The 20,172-nt window shown below is 70.6% G+C and carries 17 protein-coding genes; 4 read left to right on the top strand and 13 right to left on the bottom strand.

Annotation, left to right across the window (positions count from 1 at the left end; all coding sequences use genetic code 11):
- Positions 1–35: 35 nt before the first annotated feature.
- From QFW77_RS16610 to QFW77_RS16575, 8 genes are all read right to left on the bottom strand, one after another.
- Entirely contained in the window at positions 36–869 is an 834-nt protein-coding gene (locus QFW77_RS16610) for a DUF72 domain-containing protein (protein WP_280575926.1), read from the bottom strand.
- 145 nt (positions 870–1,014) lie between these two features.
- Entirely contained in the window at positions 1,015–2,010 is a 996-nt protein-coding gene (locus tag QFW77_RS16605) for an aminoglycoside phosphotransferase family protein (protein ID WP_280576130.1), read from the bottom strand.
- Between the two features lie 70 nt (positions 2,011–2,080).
- A complete protein-coding gene (locus QFW77_RS16600; protein ID WP_280576129.1) occupies positions 2,081–3,139 on the bottom strand; it encodes an acyltransferase family protein in 1,059 nt (352 codons plus the stop codon).
- Between the two features lie 85 nt (positions 3,140–3,224).
- Positions 3,225–4,364, bottom strand: coding sequence for an N-acetylglucosamine-6-phosphate deacetylase (gene nagA, locus QFW77_RS16595; RefSeq protein WP_280575925.1), 1,140 nt, complete (start codon positions 4,362–4,364; stop codon positions 3,225–3,227).
- On the bottom strand, positions 4,364–5,362 hold the full coding sequence (locus tag QFW77_RS16590; RefSeq protein WP_425603374.1) for an SIS domain-containing protein: 999 nt from the start codon (positions 5,360–5,362) through the stop codon (positions 4,364–4,366). The genes nagA and QFW77_RS16590 overlap by 1 nt, the downstream gene beginning before the upstream one ends.
- A gap of 49 nt (positions 5,363–5,411) precedes the next feature.
- Positions 5,412–6,473 carry a LacI family DNA-binding transcriptional regulator gene (locus QFW77_RS16585; protein WP_280575923.1) on the bottom strand — a complete coding sequence of 354 codons (1,062 nt, stop codon included), beginning with the start codon at positions 6,471–6,473 and terminating at the stop codon, positions 5,412–5,414.
- 25 nt (positions 6,474–6,498) lie between these two features.
- On the bottom strand, positions 6,499–7,794 hold the full coding sequence (locus QFW77_RS16580; RefSeq protein WP_280575922.1) for a sugar MFS transporter: 1,296 nt from the start codon (positions 7,792–7,794) through the stop codon (positions 6,499–6,501).
- A gap of 216 nt (positions 7,795–8,010) precedes the next feature.
- Positions 8,011–8,241, bottom strand: a complete 231-nt coding sequence (locus tag QFW77_RS16575) for a hypothetical protein (protein ID WP_280575921.1) — start codon at positions 8,239–8,241, stop codon at positions 8,011–8,013.
- Between QFW77_RS16575 and QFW77_RS16570 the strand changes: the two genes are divergently transcribed.
- From QFW77_RS16570 to QFW77_RS16560, 3 genes are all read left to right on the top strand, one after another.
- Entirely contained in the window at positions 8,216–9,211 is a 996-nt protein-coding gene (locus tag QFW77_RS16570; protein ID WP_280575920.1) for a glucokinase, read from the top strand. The genes QFW77_RS16575 and QFW77_RS16570 overlap by 26 nt on opposite strands.
- A gap of 125 nt (positions 9,212–9,336) precedes the next feature.
- Positions 9,337–12,141 carry a TonB-dependent receptor gene (locus tag QFW77_RS16565; RefSeq protein WP_280575919.1) on the top strand — a complete coding sequence of 935 codons (2,805 nt, stop codon included), beginning with the start codon at positions 9,337–9,339 and terminating at the stop codon, positions 12,139–12,141.
- 93 nt (positions 12,142–12,234) lie between these two features.
- A complete protein-coding gene (locus tag QFW77_RS16560) occupies positions 12,235–14,589 on the top strand; it encodes a beta-N-acetylhexosaminidase (RefSeq protein ID WP_280575918.1) in 2,355 nt (784 codons plus the stop codon).
- An 86-nt stretch (positions 14,590–14,675) separates the two neighbouring features.
- Here the strand turns inward: QFW77_RS16560 and QFW77_RS16555 are convergent, their stop codons facing one another.
- Entirely contained in the window at positions 14,676–15,107 is a 432-nt protein-coding gene (locus QFW77_RS16555; protein ID WP_425603367.1) for a VanZ family protein, read from the bottom strand.
- The gene (locus QFW77_RS16550) at positions 15,104–16,285 is read right to left on the bottom strand and encodes a class I SAM-dependent methyltransferase (protein WP_280575917.1); all 1,182 of its coding nucleotides are present in this window, start codon (positions 16,283–16,285) and stop codon (positions 15,104–15,106) included. The genes QFW77_RS16555 and QFW77_RS16550 overlap by 4 nt, the downstream gene beginning before the upstream one ends.
- A gap of 105 nt (positions 16,286–16,390) precedes the next feature.
- Here QFW77_RS16550 and QFW77_RS16545 point away from each other — a divergent pair, with 105 nt between their 5' ends.
- On the top strand, positions 16,391–17,134 hold the full coding sequence (locus tag QFW77_RS16545) for a pteridine reductase (RefSeq protein WP_280575916.1): 744 nt from the start codon (positions 16,391–16,393) through the stop codon (positions 17,132–17,134).
- 211 nt (positions 17,135–17,345) lie between these two features.
- Here QFW77_RS16545 and QFW77_RS16540 read toward each other — a convergent pair whose 3' ends face one another.
- From QFW77_RS16540 to QFW77_RS16530, 3 genes are all read right to left on the bottom strand, one after another.
- Positions 17,346–18,176 carry a DUF6159 family protein gene (locus tag QFW77_RS16540; RefSeq protein ID WP_280575915.1) on the bottom strand — a complete coding sequence of 277 codons (831 nt, stop codon included), beginning with the start codon at positions 18,174–18,176 and terminating at the stop codon, positions 17,346–17,348.
- Positions 18,177–18,351: 175 nt separating this feature from the next.
- Complete coding sequence (gene folK, locus QFW77_RS16535) at positions 18,352–18,885, bottom strand: 2-amino-4-hydroxy-6-hydroxymethyldihydropteridine diphosphokinase (protein WP_280575914.1); 534 nt, start codon at positions 18,883–18,885, stop codon at positions 18,352–18,354.
- Position 18,886: 1 nt separating this feature from the next.
- Complete coding sequence (locus QFW77_RS16530; RefSeq protein WP_280575913.1) at positions 18,887–20,158, bottom strand: mechanosensitive ion channel family protein; 1,272 nt, start codon at positions 20,156–20,158, stop codon at positions 18,887–18,889.
- Positions 20,159–20,172 lie beyond the last annotated feature (14 nt).

Raw genomic sequence — 20,172 nt, 5'->3', positions numbered from 1 at the left:
GGCCGCGACCGGCCGCGGTCCGGCAAACTGGCCCGTCACGCGTCCTGCAGCCGCGCCTGCAGCGCCATCGCCGCGGCCGGGTTGCGCGCCTTGGCGGCGCCGATGAAATAGACGAATACCTCGCGCGGCCGCGCCGGCGGCCGCTCCGCGCCGATGGTCGGCAGGTCCTCCGGCGCGCCGCCGGCGGCCCAGGCGCGCGCGCGGCGCGCCCAGGCGTCGAGTTCGTCGTCGGGGTAGCCGCTGGCGACCCGCTCGCGGCTGCGCATCAGCCGCGCATAGACGAAGTCGCCGGTGAGGTCGGCGAAGGACGGGTAGTCGGGCGAATCGGTGAACACCGTCGGCAGGCGGTGCTGGCGCGCCAGCGCCAGGTACTCCGGGCAGGCGAACGATGGATGCCGCACCTCCAGCACGTGGCGCAGCGGCGCACCGTCGAGTTCGCGCGGCAGCAGCTCGAGGAACGCGGCGAAGTCGTCGCGGTCGAACGCGCGGCGCGGGTCGAACTGCCAGAGGATCGGCCCAAGCCGATCGCCCAGCTCGGCCAGCCCGCCGAAGACGAAGCCCTCGATCGACTTGCCAGCGCCGGCCAGGCGCTTGGCGTCGGTGCAGTAGCGCGGCGCCTTGAGCGAGAACACGAAGCCCTCCGGCGTCTCCGACCGCCAGCGTGCGTAGGTGGCCGGCTTCTGGGCGCCGTAGAAGGTGCCGTTGATCTCGATCGCGGTCAGGTGCCGGCTGGCGTATTCCAGCTCGCGCTTCTGCACCAGCCCGGCCGGATAGAAGTTGTCGCGCCACGGCTTGAAGGTCCAGCCGCCGATGCCGGTGCGGATGCCGTGGATCGGTACCGGCGCGTCGGCGAACAGGTCGGTGCTCATGCGCTTTTCCTTGGATGCAGGTGGTGCGAAGTCGCTTTGCATAGAGCGGAGCTTGCTCCGCCGATCCCGGCTCCGGGAACCCGCGCAGCCGGGCAAACTCGGCTCCACGGGAACTTCGGGGGCATGCAGCCGGACAGGCCGGGCGCTACACGCCGGAGCGACGCACGTGGCGATCGAGGATGGCGGACAGCGGCGCGAGCTCAGGATATCGCGGCAGCACCTGGTCCAGGTAGGCAACGAAGCGGGGCGCGTCGGCCAGGTATTTAGGCTTGCCATCGCGGTAGTGCAGCCGGGCGAACAGACCGAGGATCTTGAGGTGGCGCTGCATGCCCGCGCAGTCGGCGTCACGCCGGAATGCGTCGGGCGCGGGCACCGGCAGCCCGGCTGCGAGGGCGCGTGCATGGTAGCGGCCGAGCCAGGCGTCCACCCTCGCCGCCGGCCAGGAGTGGAAGGCGTCGCGGAACAGGCTGACGGGGTCGTAGGCGAGCGGCCCGCGCACGGCGCCCTGGAAATCGATCACCGCTACGCCGCCGGGTACCGGCATCAGGTTGCGCGGCATGAAGTCGCGGTGCACGAACCCCTGCGGCTGGGCCAGCATGTTCCCGATCAGGTGGTCGGCCACCCGCTGCAGGGCGTCGCGCTCCTGCCCGTCGAGCGCCACGCCCAGGTGGCGGCCCAGGAACCACTCCGCGAACAGGTCGATTTCCCGCTGCAGCATCGGCCGGTCGTACCCCGGAAGGTCCGGTGGACACGCGATCGCCTGCAGCACCAGCAGCTGGTCGAACGCGGCCTCGAACATCGCGTCGGCATCCAGTGGGCCGATCGCCTGCAGACAGGTCTCGGTGCCCAGGTCCTCCAGCAGCAGGAACCCGGCATCGACGTCCGCCGCCAGGATTTCGGGCACGCGCACCCCGGCCCCGTCCAGTAGCGCGTGGATGCGCAGCCATGGGCGCACGTCTTCCAGCGCCGGCGGCGAATCCATGACGATGCGGCTGCCGGCGGCCGTCCTCGCGCGCCAGTAGCTGCGGAAGCCGGCATCGGCCGAGGCCGGCTCGAGTGCGAGCGCGCTGTCCCCGACCACCTCGCGCGCCCAGTGCAGGCGCGCGGCGACACGGGCGGCGGCCGGAGCGAGCGCTGCGATCTGGATGGCGTCCATTCGCGCAGGGTAGCAAGCGCACGGGCGGCCCATAAGAGCGCGCGATGCGCGCGGATCAGATTCTGGGATACCAGCCCCGGCGGTCCATCGCGTACACCACCGCCCACCACACCGCGACAAAGGCCACGGCGAAGGCCAGCGAAGGCAGGAATGGGCCGAAAAGCGGCGCCAGCCAGCCAAACCCGATCCGGTACAGCGGCTCCAGCCACCCGGCCGCGATCAGCAGGTAGACCATGGCCGCGGATCCGGCGTAGGCGACGATCGCGTTGCTCCCGAAACGGCGCCCCAGCGGCGGCCAGCCGCGGCGGTCCACCAGCACGTGCGCCGCCGCCAGCGCCAACAGCGCCCAGCCCGCGGTCCACAGCACATACGAGGGAGTCCAGAGATTCTTGTTCAGCGGCAGCGCCTGCGCCCCTAGCGCCCCAAGCGCCAGCGCCGCCGCGCCGGCCGCCCACAGCCGCGTGAGCCGCCCCGTCCTGAGCCACGCCCCGGCGCGCAGCCCGATCAGCGTGGTGGCGAGTGCGCCCAGGGTGGAAAGCAGGCCTTCCGGATCGTGGCCCCGGCCGGTGGCCGCATCGAAGCGGTACAGCAGCGGCCCGAACAGTCTGGTGTCGATGCGGCTGGCGGGATTGCTCCACGGCTCGACGCCACCGGCGTACGCGAGCAGCGCGGCATACCCGGCCAGGGCCCCGCCCAGCAGCCACCATTGCGCCCGTGGCCCGGTCCACAACGCCAGCGACCCGACCACCAGGAAGCAGACGCTGATCCGCTGCAGGACCCCCCACAGGCGCAGGTGCGGCGCGTCCAGCACCCACCATGCCAGCAGGTGCAGCAGCAGGCCCAGCGCGACGATGCGCAGTGCGCGCGCCAGCACCGCGCGCTGCAGCGCCGGGCGCTCGGCGCCGGCCTCGGCGCGCGCCGATATCCCCAGCGCGATCGAGACCCCCACCAGGAACAGGAACAGCGGGAACACCAGGTCGGCGGCCGTGCAGCCATGCCAGGCCGCGTGCAGCAGCGGCCGATAGACGTGCCCCCAGTCGCCCGGATTGTTCACCAGCAGCATCGCCGCCACGGTCAGGCCCCGCAGCGCATCCACCGAGGCGAAGCGGGGCAGACCCGGACTTGGGGCAAGCCGAGGCGCCGGCAGGCACAGCCCGGCGGCGGTACCCAGGCCCGGGCCGTGGGCGAAGCGCCCCTGGCTACTCGGGCTCACCGCCGATCCAGGTCCGGCGCACCCGCAGATCGGCGTCGAGCAGCACCAGGTCGGCGCGGTACCCGGGTGCGATGCGTCCGTAGCGGTCGCCCAGGCCGAGGCATTCGGCCGGATAGGCCGACGCCATCCGTGCCGCCTCCTCCAGCGGCAGCCCCAGCAGGCGCACGCAGTTGCGCACCGCCGTGGCCATGTCCAGCGCGGACCCGGCCAATGCTCCGGCTGCATTGCGGCAGATGCCGTCTACCGCGGTGATGGTCTCGCCGTACAGCGTGTAGGCGGGATCGTCGGCGCCGACCGGCGGCATCGCATCGGTGACCAGGAACAGCTTGCCGCGCGGCTTGGCCGCCAGCGCCACCCGCAGGCTCGCCGGGTGGGCGTGCACGCCGTCGACGATGACGCCGCACCAGCTGTCGCGGTCCTCCAGCGCGGCGCCGACCGCACCCGGCTCTCGCCCCTGCAATGGCGTCATCGCGTTGAACAGGTGGGTGAAGCCGCGCACGCCAGCGGCCAGGCCCGCGCGCAGCTCGTCGTAGCTGCCGTCGGTGTGGCCGGCGAAAACGACCACGCCCGACTCGGCGAGCGCGCGGATGGTGGCGGCCGGAACGCGCTCGGGTGCGAGCGTGAGCAGCGTCGGGCCGTTGTCCAGCGACCCGGCCAGCGCGATCTCGGCGGGGCCGGGCACGTGGAACATGGCGGCATCGTGGGTCCCCTTGCGGGCTGGCGCGAGGTAGGGTCCCTCGAGATGGATGCCGAGCACGCCGGGCACGCCCTGCGCGATCGCCTCGCGCACCGCGGCGATCGCCGTGCGCATCGTCTGGGGCGTGTCGCTGATGAGCGTCGGCAGCAGCGCGGTGGTGCCGAAGCGGCGGTGCGCGCGGGCGATCGCGCGTACGCCCTCGACGGTCGGCAGGTTGTTGAACAGCACGCCACCGCCACCGTTGACCTGCAGGTCGACGAAGCCCGGCAGCAGCGTCGCGCCGCCCAGGTCGACCCTGTCCGCGTTGCGCAGCCGCGGATCGTCCGGCGCGGCCACGGCCCCGATGCGCGCACCCTCCAGCAGCACCGCGACATCGTCGCGAAAGCCCTGGTCCACCAACACCCGGCCATTGAGCAGCGCCGTTGCCATCACACCGTCTCCGTCACCTTGGCCAGATGCGGCGGCGCGTCCGGCGCGAAGCCGCGCGTGCGCGAGAGCGCCTCGACCGCCCGGTAGAAGCTCTGCACCGTCAGCAACGGCGCGGCGGCGGGGTGCGGCGCCTCCGCGACCGGCAGATTGCCGTGGCGCGAGGCCGTCCACGTGGCGGCGCCACGGGCGCGGAACTCGTGCGCCATCGCCAGCGTGCCGCGCTCGGTCTCGTCGGGCTGCGCGAGCACCAGCACCGGGAAGCCCGGACCCACCAGCGCCATCGGACCATGCTTCACCTCGGCCGAACTGTACGCTTCGGCGTGGAGGCCGCAGGTCTCCTTGAACTTCAACGCCGCCTCCTGGGCCACGCCCAGGCCCAGGCCGCGCCCGAGCACGAACAGGTTGGCGGTTCCGGCGAGCCCGTCGACCAGCGCCGTCCAGTCCTGGTTCCAGGCGGTGCGCAGCGCATCCGGCAGCGCTGCGAGCGCCTGCTGCAACCGCGGATCGTCCTTCCAGCACGCGGCCAGCTGCAGCAGCGCGGCCAGCGAGGCGATATAGCTCTTGGTGGCCGCGACGCTGCGCTCGGGACCCGCATGCAGGGCGATCACCGTGTCGGCCAGGGCGGCGAGCGGAGAATCCTCGGCATTGACCAGCGCCACCACCCGGGCCCCTGCCGCCTTCGCGCCTTCGGCGTTGCGCAGCAGGTCGGGGCTGCGCCCGGACTGCGAGATCACCAGGTAGAGCGCGCCGCGCAGGTGCTGGCTGGCGGCGTAGACCGAGCCCACCGATGGCGAGGCCGAAGCCGTGGCCCTGCCCAGCTGCGTCTCGAACAGATACTTGCCGTAGGTGGCGGCGTGATCGGAACTGCCGCGGGCGCAGGTGACCACGAACGGCGGCGGATCGCGGCGCAGCGCACGGCCCAGCTCGGCGACCGCTTGGGCGTTGCGCGAGAGCTGCAGGGCGACGACCTCGGCCGCCTGCGCGGCCTCGTCGAACATCCAGCTCGGGCCGGTCGGAGCGGCGGCGGTATCGGCATGAGCGTGCATGTCAGGCGTCCTGGGCGGGGGGCGGGCGCGGACGCATCGGGGCAGTGGAACCACGCACCACCAGCTGCGGCACGAAGCCGTGGTTGTGCACCGCGGCGACGGGCGCCTCCGGCGCGTCGAGACGCAACTGCGCGATCAGCAGCCGCGCGGCGTGGCGGGCGATCTCCTCGGTGGCCTGCTTGGCGGTGGTCAGCGGCGGCCACGACTGCTTGGAGAACGGACTGTCCTCGAACCCGGCGATCGACAGATCGTACGGGACGTTCATCCCGACCGACTTGGCCGCGGCCAGCACCCCGGCGGCGATCTCGTCGTTGGAGCCGAAGATCGCGGTCGGCGGGTCCCTCAGCGCCAGCAGCCGGCGCGCGCCGCGGAAGCCGTCGTCGAAGGTGTAGTCGCCCGGCACCACCAGGTGTTTGTCGAGGGTGATCCCGTAGTCCTGCAGCGCCTTCTCGTAGCCGAGATAGCGCTCCGAGCTGGAACGATGCTCCTGCCCGCCCCAGAGGAAGCCGATCCGCTGGTGGCCCAGCTGCACCAGGTGCTCGGTGATCTCGTAGGCGGCGTCGCGGTCGTCGACGAACACGCAGGGGTGGCCGTCCTGGGGGTCTTCGGCGGCGGCGATGATGCGTACCAGCTTCACTCCGCGCGACGCCAGCGCCTCCACCAGTTCCATGCGCTCGGACATCGGTGGCGCGAGCACCAGCCCGGCCAGGCGCGAGCGCCGCATCCAGTCGCACAGTTCGTTCACCAGCAGCGGCGAGCTGGCGTCGCAAGGGTGGATCTGAAGGTCGAAACCGGTCTCGCGGCAGGCGGAAAGGACGCCGTTCTGCACGCTGATGATGTAGTAGGGGTTGGGGTTGTCGTAAGCCACCCCGATCACGAACGCGGTGGCGCTGCGCAGGTTGCGCGCCGATGGATCCGGCTCGTAGTCGAGCTCGGCGATGGCGTGCAGGACCCGCGCCCGGGTCGCCTGCATGACCGACGGCTCGTTGTTGATCACCCGCGAAACCGTCTTCAGGGACACCTTCGCGCGCTCGGCGACGTCGCGGATGGTCGGCTTTCTCATGTTCGTCTATCCCGGCCGGTGAAGCTCATGATGCGTCCGGTCGCCGCGCACCGGCCAGGCCCAGGCGATGGCCGCGCCGGGCGTAGTAGAGGATGTACAGGTAGCAGGGCAGCATCAGCAGCAGGAACACCAGCTGGAAGTCGAAGTGCTGTTTGAAGACCGCGAACGCCTGCGGGATGATCGCGCCCCCGGCGATCCCCATCACCAGCAGCGCGGAGCCGGTCTCGGTGGAGCGCCCCAGGCCGCGGATCGCCATGGGGAAGATCGCCGGCCACATCATCGCATTGGCGAAGCCGAGCGCGGCGACGAAGCCCACCGACAGGTAGCCGCCGGTCAGGTACGCGGCGGTGGTGAACGCGATGCCCAACAGCGCCGAAACGCTGAGATACCGTTCCTGCGAAACGAAGCGCGGGATCAGCACCAACCCCGCCAGGTAGCCCAGCAGCATCGCGAACAGGGTGAACGAGGTGAAGAACTTGGTGTGATCCAGCGGCAGCGCCAGCGCCTGGCCGTAGGTGCCGATGGCGTCTCCCGCCATGACCTCCACGCCGACGTAGGTGAACAGGCACAGCACGCCCAGCCACAGGTGCGGGAAGCTGAAGATTCCGCGTCCGGCGCCCGCCCCGCCCGCGTCCGCATTCGCCTCCGCCGGCCGGAGCTCGGGCAGCGGCGAGAGCAGCACGCCGGCCGCCACCAGCATCAACACGCCGGCCATCGCCATGTACGGTGCGTGGATCTTTGCGGCGAAGGCGTCGAGCAGCTGCGCCCGCCCGGCGGGATCCGCGGCGGCGACCTCGCCGGCAAGATCACCGATGCCGTGCAGCACCAGCGTTCCCAGCACCAGCGGCGCGAGGATCCCCGCGACCTTGTTGCAGATCCCCATCAGCGCGATCCGCTGCGCCGCGCTGTCGATGGGCCCGAGGATGCTGACGTATGGATTGACCGCGGTCTGCAGCAGCGCGAGACCGCCGCCGATCACGAACAGTCCCGACAGCGCACCCGGGTACCAGCGCTGGGTGGAGAACTCGCCGAACAGCATCGCCCCGCCCGCCATCACCGCCAGGCTCAGGGCCAGGCCCTTCTTCATGCCGGTCCGTTTCAGCACCCAGGCCGCGGGCAGCGCCAGGAAGAAGTAGGACAGGTAGAACACCATCAGCACCAGGAAGGCGTTCACCTCGTCGAGTTCGAAGGCGAGCTGCACGAAAGTGATCAGCGGCCCGTTGATCCAGGTGAAGAAACCGATGATGAAGTAGAGCAGCCCCATGATCGCGATGGCCATGGGGAGTGGCGAGCGGGCGCTCACGGCGGCAACTGCGGTCATCCTGGCGTCTCCTGTGATTCGGCCCCGGCCTGCGCGAACCACGCGGGCGCCGGTGTCTTCTTCAAGCCATATGAGTCCAACGTTGTCATAAAACTTGCCGGACTGCCACGAAATCGACGAGATTTGCGTCGAAGAACGTGCTGTCATGCAACATTTGTCCTGCCAATTCTGTCGATGTCCTGCTTAAGACAACCGTTATTATCTACATCCGTGGCGCTAAATTAGCTCTTGGTTCACATGAATACCCATGAATAGATCTAATTGCGCCGAGCCGGCAAGGAAATCCACAAACCATGTTGACATCGTTGTCAAACTATTTTCACACTCGGTCACGACTTCCGCGGTGCATCTCGCCGCAAGCACCCACACCAGCACCGGGGACGACGTGCCAGCGATCGCAAGCCCGCTACGGATCGACGCCATGAACAGCAGCGCGAAACCGTTCATCGCCGCAGACGTCGGCGGCACCCATGTGCGCATCGGGCTGGTACGGCGCAGCGACGACCCCTCTCATCCGATCTCGGTGCTTCAGTACCGCAAGTACGTCTGCGCCGCATGGCCGGGGCTGGCGGACATCGTCGAGGACTTCCTGGCCCGGCTCGGTGCCGTCGGCGTCGAGGAGGGCGCGATCGCCAGCGCCGGTTACGCGCTCGAGGACGGTTCGGTGATCACCGTGAACCTGCCCTGGGGCATCTCGCTCAACGAGATCCGCGAGCGCCTCGGCTTCCGGGAGTTCCACCTGGTCAACGACTTCGAAGCCGTCGCCCATGCCGCCGCGTATGTCGACGCCAGCGAGGTGCTGCAGTTGGCGGGCCCGGAGACCGCACCCCCCGGTCCGACCCTGGTCGTCGGCCCCGGCACCGGCCTGGGCGCGGCGGTATGGATCCCGACCGCCAAGGGACCGGTGGTCCTGGCCACCGAGGCGGGACAGGCGGCGCTGACCACCGGCAACGATCTGGAAGCCGCGTTGCTGCGCGAACTGCTGCGTGAGCGCGACCACGTGCCCAACGAGCATGCGCTTTCCGGCCCCGGGCTGATGAACCTCCACGCGGCGCTGGCGAAGCTGCGGGGCGGGGGTCGGGCCTACGCCACGCCCGGAGAGATCACCGCCGCGGCGCTCGAGGGCAGCGACCCGCTCGCGCGCGAGAGCCTGGAGGTGTTCTGCGGCCTGCTGGGGAGCACGGTCGGCGACATGGCGCTGCTGTACGGGGTCCACGGGGGGATCTACCTGGCGGGCGGGATCCTGCCGCAGATCCGCGAATTCCTGCTCCAGAGCAGCTTCGTGCCGCGGTTCCTCAACAAGGGGCCGATGCGCGAGGCGCTCGAGCGCATCCCGGTGAAGCTGGTCGAGCACGGCCAGCTGGGCGTGATCGGCGCCGCCACCTGGTACCTGGGCACGAGGGCGGACGGGCGCTGAGGCGGGAGCCGGCGCCAAGGGCAGCAAGCGCGCGGGCGGGCAGCGACGCGCGGTACGGATACGCAGGGCACGGCACCGGCCGCACGGCCGCCGCCGCAACTCAGACAGCGACGAGGAGACACATGATGAATCACCGTAAATCCGTATTGTCCGCGGCGATCCTGGCCTGCCTGGGTGTGAGCGCACAGGCGCAGGCACAACAGGCTCCCGCGCAGCAGCCGGTGGCGGAGGCCGCCGAACTCGACCGCGTGGTGGTGACCGGCATCCGCGGCAGCCTGCAGCAGGCCCTGGACACCAAGCGCAATGCCGACGCCTTCGTCGACGCGATCACCGCCGAAGACGTGGGCAAGTTCCCGTCCACCAACGTCGCCGAGGCGATGACGGTCATCCCCGGCGTGACCATCGACCGCCTGTTCGGCCAGGGCGAGAAGGTGAGCATCCTCGGCACCGACCCTGCGCTCAACCGCACGCTGCTCAATGGCCAGACGGTCGCTTCGGCCGACTGGTTCATCGTCGACCAGCCCGGCCGCACCTTCAACTACGCGCTGCTGGCGCCCGAGATCGTCGGCAAGGTGGAGGTGTACAAGTCGCCCGAGGCGCGCATCGACGAAGGCTCGATCGGCGGCACGGTCATCGTCACCACCCGCCGTCCGCTCGACCTTGACGCCAATACCTTCGCCGGCTCGATCGGCTATCTCTACAACGACCGCTCCGAAGAGGCGGATCCGCAGGGTTCGCTGATGTACAGCTGGAAGAATCCGGCCGGCACCTTCGGCGTCGCCGTCTCGTTCCAGACCTCCACGGAGAACCTGCGCCGCGACGGCGTCGAATCCTATGGCTCGGTGTCGGCGCGCGACTATCGCGACGGCCAGGGCGGCGGCGGCTCGGTCAACAACCTGCCGCCGGACTGGTCGCAGGCGCCGAATCCGGACGGCTCGCAGCCGACCCTGCCAGCCAGCTGCACCGGCACGTGCGCCGAGACCCTGGAGAATAACCTCGACGCGCGCGGGCCCAACTCGCTCAGCGCCTCGTTCTTCGAGCAGGAGCGAAAGCGCAACAGCTTCACCCTGTCGCTGCAGGCCAGGCCGGTGGACAGGCTCGATCTCGAGTTCAACGCCCTGCGGGTGGATGCCAGCTACGACAACCTCAACCAGTCCATGTTCGCCTTCATGGGCAACGCCTGGAACGGGTTGATGAAGATGACCGACGTCACCATCGAGGACGGCATCATCACCCGGGGCACATTCGCCAACGCGCTGTCGGTGCTCGACGTGCAGAACCGGCTCGCGGAGATCGATACCGAGTCGTACGACTTCAAGGCCGGCTGGGACGACGAACGCTGGTTCGCCTCCGCCCACGTCGGCACCACCAAGGCCACCGGCGGCACCAGCCAGCAGGTGTTCGGCGAGTTTCTCAACTGGGCCGACTACAGCTACGACATCAGCGGCGCGCCGGGACGCCCCGGCAGCGTCTCCTACCCGGGATCGAATCCGTTCAGCGACCCCTCGGCGTTCCGGTTCGACGGCGGCTGGGGCACCGACCCCGACGACCCGGCGGCCTGGAACCCCGGGTGGGGCGGCAACGTGGTGTTCAAGCCCACCAGCGACCGCGAGCGCTACGGCCAGCTGGACTTCGGCGTCCGCCTGGATTCGCCGGTCTACCTGCTGCGCTTCGGCGCCAAGCGCCGCGAACACGAGACCGAGCAGCTGATGGGCGGCGTCTCGCTGGCATCGGTGGCCGGCTACGGCGATGCGCCCGCCTCGCTGTTCGATCCGAGACAGGTGCCCGACAACTACCTCGACGGGTTCGACGGCGTCACCGACGAGATGGAGAATCGCTTCTACATCGACGGATGGGCGCTCGCCGACTACATCCTCGGCGGCGACTGGCTTGCCCCGTGGCAATCGATGCCGGTGCCGAGCACTTTCAACGATCCATCTTTCGCGGCCAACACCTTCAAGATCACCGAGGATGTCGACGCGGCCTACGTGCAGGCGGACTTCAGCTTCGCGCGCGTGCGCGGCAACGTCGGGCTGCGCTACGTGCGCACCGAGTCCGAGAGCGCCGGCTGGGCCTGCGTCGCCACCGACGTGCCGCCGCCCTGCCCGGCCGACGGCTATGCGCCGGTGAGTGTGAACAAGCAATACAACAACGTGTTGCCGAACCTCAACCTGGTGTACGAGGCCACCGACGACCTGCTGCTGCGTTTCTCCGCCGCGAGCGTCATCGCCCGGCCCAACTACGCCGACATGTCCAGCTACTTGTGGCTGGGCGACCAGACCCTCACCGGCGGCGGCGGCAACCCGGATCTGGAACCCTACGAGGCCAACAACTTCGACGCGTCGGCCGAATGGTACTTCGCTGAAAACTCGATCCTGTCCGGCACCGTGTACTACAAGGACATCGACAACTACATTCTCACCACCACGCGCCCGGAAACACATTTCAACCAGGCGCAGGGCGAGGAGACGGTCTACCAGGTCTCGCGCCCGGACAACGCCGGCACCGCCAAGATCCAGGGCGTGGCGATCGCCTTCCAGCAGAGCTTCGACAACGGCCTGGGCGTCCTGGCCAACTACACCTACTCCGACGGCGAGTCGAGCACCGGGGAACCGATGCCGTACAACTCCGAGAACCAGGTCAATCTCAGCCCGTTCTTCGAGGCCGGCGCCTGGAGCGCGCGCGTCACCTATTCCTGGCGCTCGAAGTACTTCACCAACGTCGACCGCGGTGACGAGCTGTGGGTGCGGCCGTACGAATCGGTGGACGCCTCGCTGGGCTACCGCTTCAACGACAACTACAGCCTGACTCTCAATGCGATGAACCTGCTCGACGAGGCCTATCACAGCTATGCCACCGACGAGCGGCTGACCCGCGGCGTGTACCGCAGCGGCCGGCGCTATACCGCGATGTTGCGGGTGAACTTCTGAAACCGTCGGCGCATGCCCCTGCCGTTGAGGCGACCTGCGCGGGCCGGGTGCGCCGGGCCCGCATTCTTCGGACACTGGATAGAGGACGAGGCGATGATCCGCGCTTGCAGCCCCCTTCTTCGCACGCTACTCATCGGCCTGGCCGTCCTGCTGGCCGCCGCCTGCGGCCCGCTCGACGCGGCCTCCGCGGGGGCGGAAGAGACCGCGGTGCCCGATCCGGCCGCGGCCCTGGTTCCGGCGCCGGTATCGCTGCGCGCCGGTGACGGCCGGTTCGCGCTGTCCGCGGCCACGCCAGTGCACGCCGAGGGCGCGGACGCGGCCGCGGCCGCACGCCATTTCGCTGCGTACGCAGCGCGCAGCCACGGGCTGGCGCTGGAGGTCGGCAGCGGGCAAGGCAGGGCCGGCGGCATTCGTTTCGACATCGACGCTGGCGCGGACTTCGGCGGGCCCGAGGCCTATGCGATCGAGGTCGCGCCGGAAACGGTGCGCGTGAGCGCGGCCGATCCGCGCGGGCTGTTCTATGGCGCGGTGACCCTGTGGCAGCTGCTCCAGGGCGATGCGGACCGTACCGGCGGAGTCGCGCTCCCGGCGGTACGGATCCAGGACGCCCCGCGCTTCGGCTGGCGCGGCTTCATGCTGGACTCGGCGCGGCATTTTCAGAGCGTCGAGGAGATCAAGCAGCTGCTCGACGCGATGGCGCGCCACAAGCTCAACGTCTTCCATTGGCACCTGACCGACGACCAGGGCTGGCGTATCGAGATCCGGCGCTACCCCCGCCTGGCCGAAGTCGGCGGTTGCCGCATCCCCGCCGGAGACGGAGGCGTCGATCCCGGCACGGGGGCGCCGGTGCCGTACTGCGGCTACTACACCCAGGCGCAGATCCGCGACATCGTCGCCTACGCCGCCGAGCGGCACATCACCGTGGTGCCGGAGATCGACGTGCCGGGGCATGCGCAGGCGGCGGTGGCGGCCTACCCCGAGCTCGGGGTGACCGGCGAGCAGGTCGAGGTGCTGAACGAATGGGGCGTGAACCAGACCCTGTTCAACGTCGAGGAGAGCACCTTCGAGTTCCTCGAGAACGTGCTGGCCGAGGTCGTGGAACTCTTTCCCGGCACCTACATCCATGTCGGCGGCGACGAGGCGGTCAAGGACCAGTGGCAGGCTTCGGAACGGGTGCAGGCGCGGATGCGCGAACTCGGCCTGGCCGACGAGGCAGCGTTGCAGAGCCACTTCATCAAGCGCATGGAGCGCTTCCTGGTGGCCCGCGGCCGCCGCCTGATCGGTTGGGACGAGATCCTCGAAGGCGGCCTGCCGCCGGAGGCCACGGTGATGTCCTGGCGCGGCATCGAGGGCGGCATCGAAGCGGCCAGGCAGGGCCACGACGTGGTGATGACGCCTTCTTCCGAACTCTATCTCGACTACCTGCAGACCGATTCGCCGAACGAACCCCCGGGCCGCCCGGCGATGGTGACGCTGGAGCAGGTCTACCGTTTCGAGCCGGTGCCCCCGGGACTGGAGGCGGAACGCCGGATGCACGTGCTGGGAGTGCAGGCCAACCTGTGGACCGAGCATGCGCGCACGTTCGAGCGCGTGCAGCACCACGTCTTCCCGCGCCTGGCCGCGCTCGCAGAGACCGCCTGGACGCCGGCGGATCGGCGCGAATACGACGGCTTCCTGCGGCGCCTGCCGGCGCAGATGCAGCGCTATCGCGCAATGGGGATCGAGCCTGCGACGACCCCGTTCGAAGTGCTTGCGGACGCCACCCGCAACCGCGGCAGCGTCACCGTCGCGCTGCGCAATCCACTGGGCTATCCGGTGCGCTACACCCTCGATGGCAGCGAGCCGGGGCCCGGTTCGGCCATCTACCGCGCACCGCTCGATCTCGCGCTGCCCGCCACCGTCCGGGCGGCGGCATTCCACGGCGGCGTGGCGCTGGCGCCCGCCGCGACCCACGTTTTCGACGACGCCTCGCTGCTGGTCCGCACCGACGAGCAGCTCGGGACCTGTCCCGATACCGGCCGCCTGCTCCTGAGGCTGGAGGACGATGGCCCCCTGCACGGCGAGCGCGCGATCTTCAATGTCACGATCTTCTACCCGTGCTGGCTGTGGCCCGAGGCCGATCTGGAAGGCATCGCCGCACTGGAGGTTCGCGCAGGACGCATCCCCTATTACTTCCAGCTCGCCCACGACGAGCCGAACCGCAAGTTCCTGCCGGCGAGCACGGCCCACGGTGAACTGGTGGTGCAGTCGGGCGGTTGCCAGGGACCGCGTGTGGCCACGCTGCCGCTTCCGGCGAAGCCCGATGCCGACGGCTTCATCACCCTGCGTGCCCCGCTCACTCCGACTGCCGACAGGACCGACCTGTGCCTCACCTTCACCGGCGATACCCGGCCGACGATGTGGGTGCTGGACCGCGTCCGCCTGCTCCCCGGCCGGCCCCGGCCGTAAAGCGGAGTCTGCTCCGCCGCGCCCGGCCCCCGAAGGGCGAATTCGCAAGCCGCGGTCGCACACGAAGCAGTGGAGCGTGTTCCGCGCTACGGATCGACGTCGCGGCCGGAGGGCGGGATCCGTCGATCGACCGCGAGCAACGCATCGCGCCAGGGCGTGAGCCGCGTCGCCAGCCCGGCGATCACCCCGAGCGTGTTGGCGAGCGCGTCGGCGCGCTCGGCCTGGCGCAGATCGGTCAACGCGCCCTGCGCGTACTCCAGCCCGATCCCCATCAGGACCAGGCCGAGGCCGGCGCCGAGCAGCGAAGCCCAGCGCGAGTGCAGCTGCACCGCGCCGGCGGCGAGCACGAAGTAGGCGGCGAGGTGGCCGAGCTTGTCGCCGCCGGCGACCGGCGGCAGCGGCGGCGGCGGCGCCAGCGAGGCCGCCACCACCGCGGCCACCGCCAGGCACCACAGCCCGCTCCACAGCAGCGGACGGCGGAACGGCTTGAGCGAGCGGCCGGGGCGCAGCCGGGTCACAGGCGGTAGCTCAGGTCGCCGGCGAGGAAGGCGTGCGCGAAGTGGACGTCGCGGGCGAAGCCCATCGCCTGGAAGCGCTCGCCCATCGCGCCGGGCAGGGTCAGGGTCTTGACCTGCTGGCGCAGTGCGTAGCGGGCGGCCTCGTCGGCGGCGCGCGCCTCCTGCTCGGCCAGCAGCCGGTCGAGCCCGTTGCCGAGCAGGAAGCTGGCCTGCGAGCAGTAGCCGGAGAACTCGAAGCCCGCGCCGGTGCCGGCCTCGGCCAGCGCGGTGAAATCGACCGACGCGGTCAGGTCCTGCAGGCCGAGGTTGGCATATGCGTTGCCGGCCACGCGGTGGCGGTGGAAGGCGCGCAGGGTGCCCTCGTCGCGCTGCGGCAGGTAGTACTCGCGGCGCGGGTAGCCGTAGTCGACGAACAGCAGCGCGCCGGTGTCCATGCCGCCGATCACCGCCTGCACCCAGTACGGCAGCTGCGGCAGCAGTTCGGAGCGGTAGCCGTCGGCGAACGGAGCGTCGAGCTGGCGCTCGACGTGGCGCACGGCCGCGGCGAGCAGCGCATCCGCGGGCCGGTCGAGGCGCGCGAAGTTCCCGCCGGGCTCGATCCCGACGTGCTCCTCGAACACCTCGCCGTCGCGAAGCACGAAGCGCGGGGTGGGCAGCGCGTCGATCACCTCGTTGGCGAACAGCACGCCGTTCCAGCGCTCCTCGAGCGGCCGTTCGAGCCAGCGCACCCGGTCGAACACCGGCGGGGTCAGGCGCCGCTGCAGGTGCTCGCGCTGGCGCTGGCGCAGGTCCGCGCTGGGCTCGAGGATGGCGTAGCTGGCCGGCATCGCATCGAGCTGCATCAGCTGCTTGATGGCGTATTCGGCGAAGCGACCGCTGCCGCCGCCGATCTCGACGAACCGCGCGTCCTCGCCGATGGCGCGCAACACCGGCGCCAGCGCCTCGGCCACGCAGCCGGCGAACAGCGAACCGAGCTCGGGTGCGGTGACGAAATCGCCGGCGGCGCCGAACTTGGCCGCCCCGGCGCTGTAGTAGCCGAGCCCGGGCGCATACAGCGCCAGCTCCATGAAGCGGGAGAACGGGATACTGCCGCCGGCCTGCGCGATCTGCTCGCGGACCAGCGCCTCGAGGCGCCGGCTGTGCGCCAGGGCGTCGGCGTCTGCTGGGGGAATCGACATCGGCGCTCCATTCAGTCCTGCTTCCAAGTCTACGGAAGCGGCGTTGAATGGCGGGTGGCGATAGCCGGTATCGTGGCGGCTGCCGCATCGCACCGGAAGCCCGCCATGGCCGCAGACCACCGCCCAGTCGCCCTCGTCACCGGCGCCGCGCGCCGCCTGGGCGCGGCGATCGCGCGGCGCCTGCATGCCGACGGCTACGACATCGCCCTGCACTACCGCCGCTCCGCGCGCGAGGCCGCGGCGCTGCTCGCCGAGCTGGAGACAGCGCGGCCCGGCAGCACGCTGGGGCTGCAGGCGGAACTCGGCGACTTCGACCGCCTGCCCGAGCTGGTCGCCGGGACGGTCGGCCGGTTCGGCCGGCTCGACGCGCTGGTCAACAACGCCTCGAGCTATGCCGCCACCCCGCTGGGCAGCGTCACCCCTGCGCAGTGGGACGCGTTGTTCGCCAGCAACGCCCGGGCGCCGTTCTTCCTGGCGCAGGCCGCGGCACCGCACCTGCGCGCGGCGCGCGGCGCGATCGTCAACCTCACCGATATCCACGCAGAGCGCCCACGGCCCGGCTACGCGCCGTACTGCATGGCCAAGGCCGCGCTGGCGATGGCCACCCGTGCACTGGCGCTGGAGCTGGCCCCGGAGGTGCGGGTGAACGCGGTGGCCCCGGGGGCGATCCTGTGGGCCGAGGACGAGACCGACGAGGCACGCCAGCGCCGCCTGCTGGCGCGCACCCCGCTCGGCCGCACCGGCACCCCCGGCGAGGTGGCCGCCGCGGTGGCCTGGCTGCTGGCGGATGCCGGCTACGTCACCGGGCAGGTGATCGCGGTCGACGGCGGCCGGCTGATCGGCGGCTGACACCCGCTCCCGCAGAGCCGGGTTTGCCGGGCTGCGCGGGCCGGTTGCAGCTGCGGAGCCGCCAGCGTAGGAGCGTGCCATGCACGCGAAGGCCGGCGCGGCAGGCAAGGTCCGGGGTCGCCGCCCACCCCCGCCCGGAACCGCCCGCGACCCCCGCGGCCATGGGCCACTCCTACAACACAACGGTCAGGCCATCTCCCCGGCCGCGCGGTCAGCGCTTGTCGAACGCGTGGTCGAGCTGCAGGCCCTGGAACGCCTCCGGGGTCTGGTGCGAGACCGCGTAGCGGTACAGCACCGCCGAATACACCCCGCTGAGCGCTGCCTGGAACACCCCCAGCAGCAGCAGCGCGATCAGGAACAGGCCGCCGACCAGGATCGCCAGGCCCAGCCAGGCCTGCGCCGCGAGGATCGTCAGGCCGATCCCGAGCAGCACGGTGCCGAAGGTGATCAACCCGAACGCCGCGCCGATGCCGATGTTGCCGATGGCGTTCTCGCCCCAGGTGCGCTTGAGCAGGGCCACGCTTTCCTTCAGCGCGTCGATCGGCCCGAGGTCGCGGCTGACCAGCACCGGCACCACCAGGAAGGTGGCCAGGGTCCAGGCCGCGCCCAGGCCGCTGCCGATCAGGCGGACGATGAAGTTGTTGCGGTGGTTCTTCAGCGACTGCAGCAGCACGCCGACCGTGGCGGCGATGGCGGCATAGCCGAGGATCGCGGGAATGCGCTTCTTGGCGGCATTGAAGCCGTCGGCCAGGGTCGGGTCGCCGCCGTCCAGGCGGATCATCGCCGCCGCCACCAGCGCGCTGTTGAAGAAGATCACCACGCTGTACTGGCAGAAATAGAACAGGAACCCGAACACGAAGGCGCCGGCGCCCCAGCCCTCGGCGAAGACGCCCAGCAGCGACATCGGCAGCAGGAACGTCGCCAGCACCACCAGGGTGGCGGCCCCTGAGATCACCGGGAACAACATCAGCTCCTTGTCGGAGCGCAACACCGCAGCGCTGGCCTTCACCAGCGCCCAGCTGCGGGAAAATTTCTCGAACATTGTCCTGCCCCCTGTGATGATCCCATTCATCCTGCCGGCAGACGCGGCCCGCGACAAGTCCGGCTCGCCCCGCGGGAGCGTGCCGTGCACGCGAAGGCCGGCGCGGTGGACCACACCCGGAATCACCGCCGACCCGTCCGGAGCCACCCGCGCCCTTCGCGGCCATGGGCCGCTGCTACGGGAGCTCGAATGGCGAGGCGCCGGGCAGCGGTACCGGCGCCATCGGCACCGCGCGCTCGGGCGAGGCGGCCCACAGCTCGGCCAGGGTGCGGCCGCTCACCGGCTCGACCAGCTCCGGCGCGACCTCGGCCAGCGGCCGCAGCACGAAGGCGTGGCGCAACTCCGGCCGCGGCAGCCGCAGCGGCCGGCCCGGACCCTGTCCGGCCCCGGCCGGGGCGTCGAGCACCAGGTCGCCGAACAGCACGATGTCGATGTCCAGGGTGCGGTCGCCGTAGCGCGGGCCGGAACGGTCGCGCCCGTGTGCGTCCTCCAGCGCATGCAGCCAGGCATCGAGTGCGGGTGGATCGAGGTCGCTGTCGATCACCGCTGCGGCGTTGACGAAGTCCGGGCCGTCGAAGCCGACCGCCGCGGTCCGATAGGCCGGGGAGAATCTGGCGCCCGGAAAGCGTGCCGCGATCGCCGCGATCGCGGCGGCCAGGTGCCGGCCCGGCTCGATGTTGCTGCCCAGGCTCAGGCAGGCGCTGGCCACGTCAGGGCGCCGCCTCCGCGGCATCTGGCCTGCGCTCCAGCCGGGCCAGCCCGCCCGCGACGTCGGCGCCCGAGGGCGACTGGAACAGGCGCAGCCCGAACTCGGGCAGCACCGCCAGCAGGTGGTCGAAGATGTCCGCCTGGATGCCTTCGTATTCCGCCCAGGCGGTGGTGGCGGTGAAGCAGTACACCTCCAGCGGGATGCCGTGCGCATCCGGCTGGAGCTGGCGGACCATCAGGGTCATGTCCTGGCGGATCTGCGGGTGCGCGCGCAGGTAGGCGGCGACGTAGGCGCGGAAGGTGCCCAGGTTGGTGACCCGGCGGGTATTGACCGGATCCTTGCCGGCCGCCTCCAGCTTCGCGTTCCACTCCTCCAGTTCGCGGCGCTTGGCATCGAGGTACTCGTCGATCAGGGCGATCCGGCGCAGCGCGTCGCGCTCGCCCGGCTCGAGGAAGCGCACCGAGCTCTGGTCGATCAGCAGCGGCCGCTTGATCCGGCGCCCGCCGGCCTCGCTCATGCCGCGCCAGTTCTTGAACGAATCGCTGATCAGGCGATAGGTCGGAATGGTGGTGACGGTCTTGTCCCAGTTCTGCACCTTGACCGTGTTCAGGGCGATATCGATCACGTCGCCGTCGGCGCCGAGCTCCGGCATCTCGATCCAGTCGCCGACCCGGAGCATGTCGTTGCTGGCCAGCTGCACGCTGGCCACCAGCGAGAGGATGGTGTCCTTGAAGACCAGCAGCAGCACCGCGGTCATCGCGCCGAGGCCGGACAGCAGGATCAGCGGCGAGCGGTCGATCAGCGCGGCGATCGCCAGCACCGCCGCGAGCAGGAACACCACCAGCTTGGCGACCTGCAGGTAGCCCTTGATCGGCCGGGTGCGGGCGCGCTCGGCGTTGCGCGCGTACAGGTCGCCCAGGGCATTGAACAGGTTGCCCAGCGACAGCGCCACGGTGAGGATCACGTAGGCGCGGGCGACGTTGCGCACCACCAGCACCACCGCCTCGGGCAGGTCCGGCACCGCGGCGATGCCGAACGAGATCACCAGCGCCGGCACCACGTGCGCCAGCCGCGACAGCACTCCGCGCGCCAGCAACGCGTCGTCCCAATGCATCGGAGAGGCGCGCACCAACCCCCGCACGATGCGCAGCAGCACCCGCTGGGTCAGCCAGCTGGCGAGCGCGGCGACGACGACCAGGAGCAACAGGGAAAGCAGGGGGTCGGCGTGCGGCACGCTGGCCAGGGCGGGAATGGAGTCGCTGAATCGCTGCATGCGGACAGGTTAAC

Origin of the sequence: Luteimonas endophytica, assembly GCF_029887875.1 — a bacterium.
GTDB lineage: Bacteria > Pseudomonadota > Gammaproteobacteria > Xanthomonadales > Xanthomonadaceae > Luteimonas > Luteimonas endophytica.
This window is presented reverse-complemented; position numbering and strand designations above follow the sequence as displayed.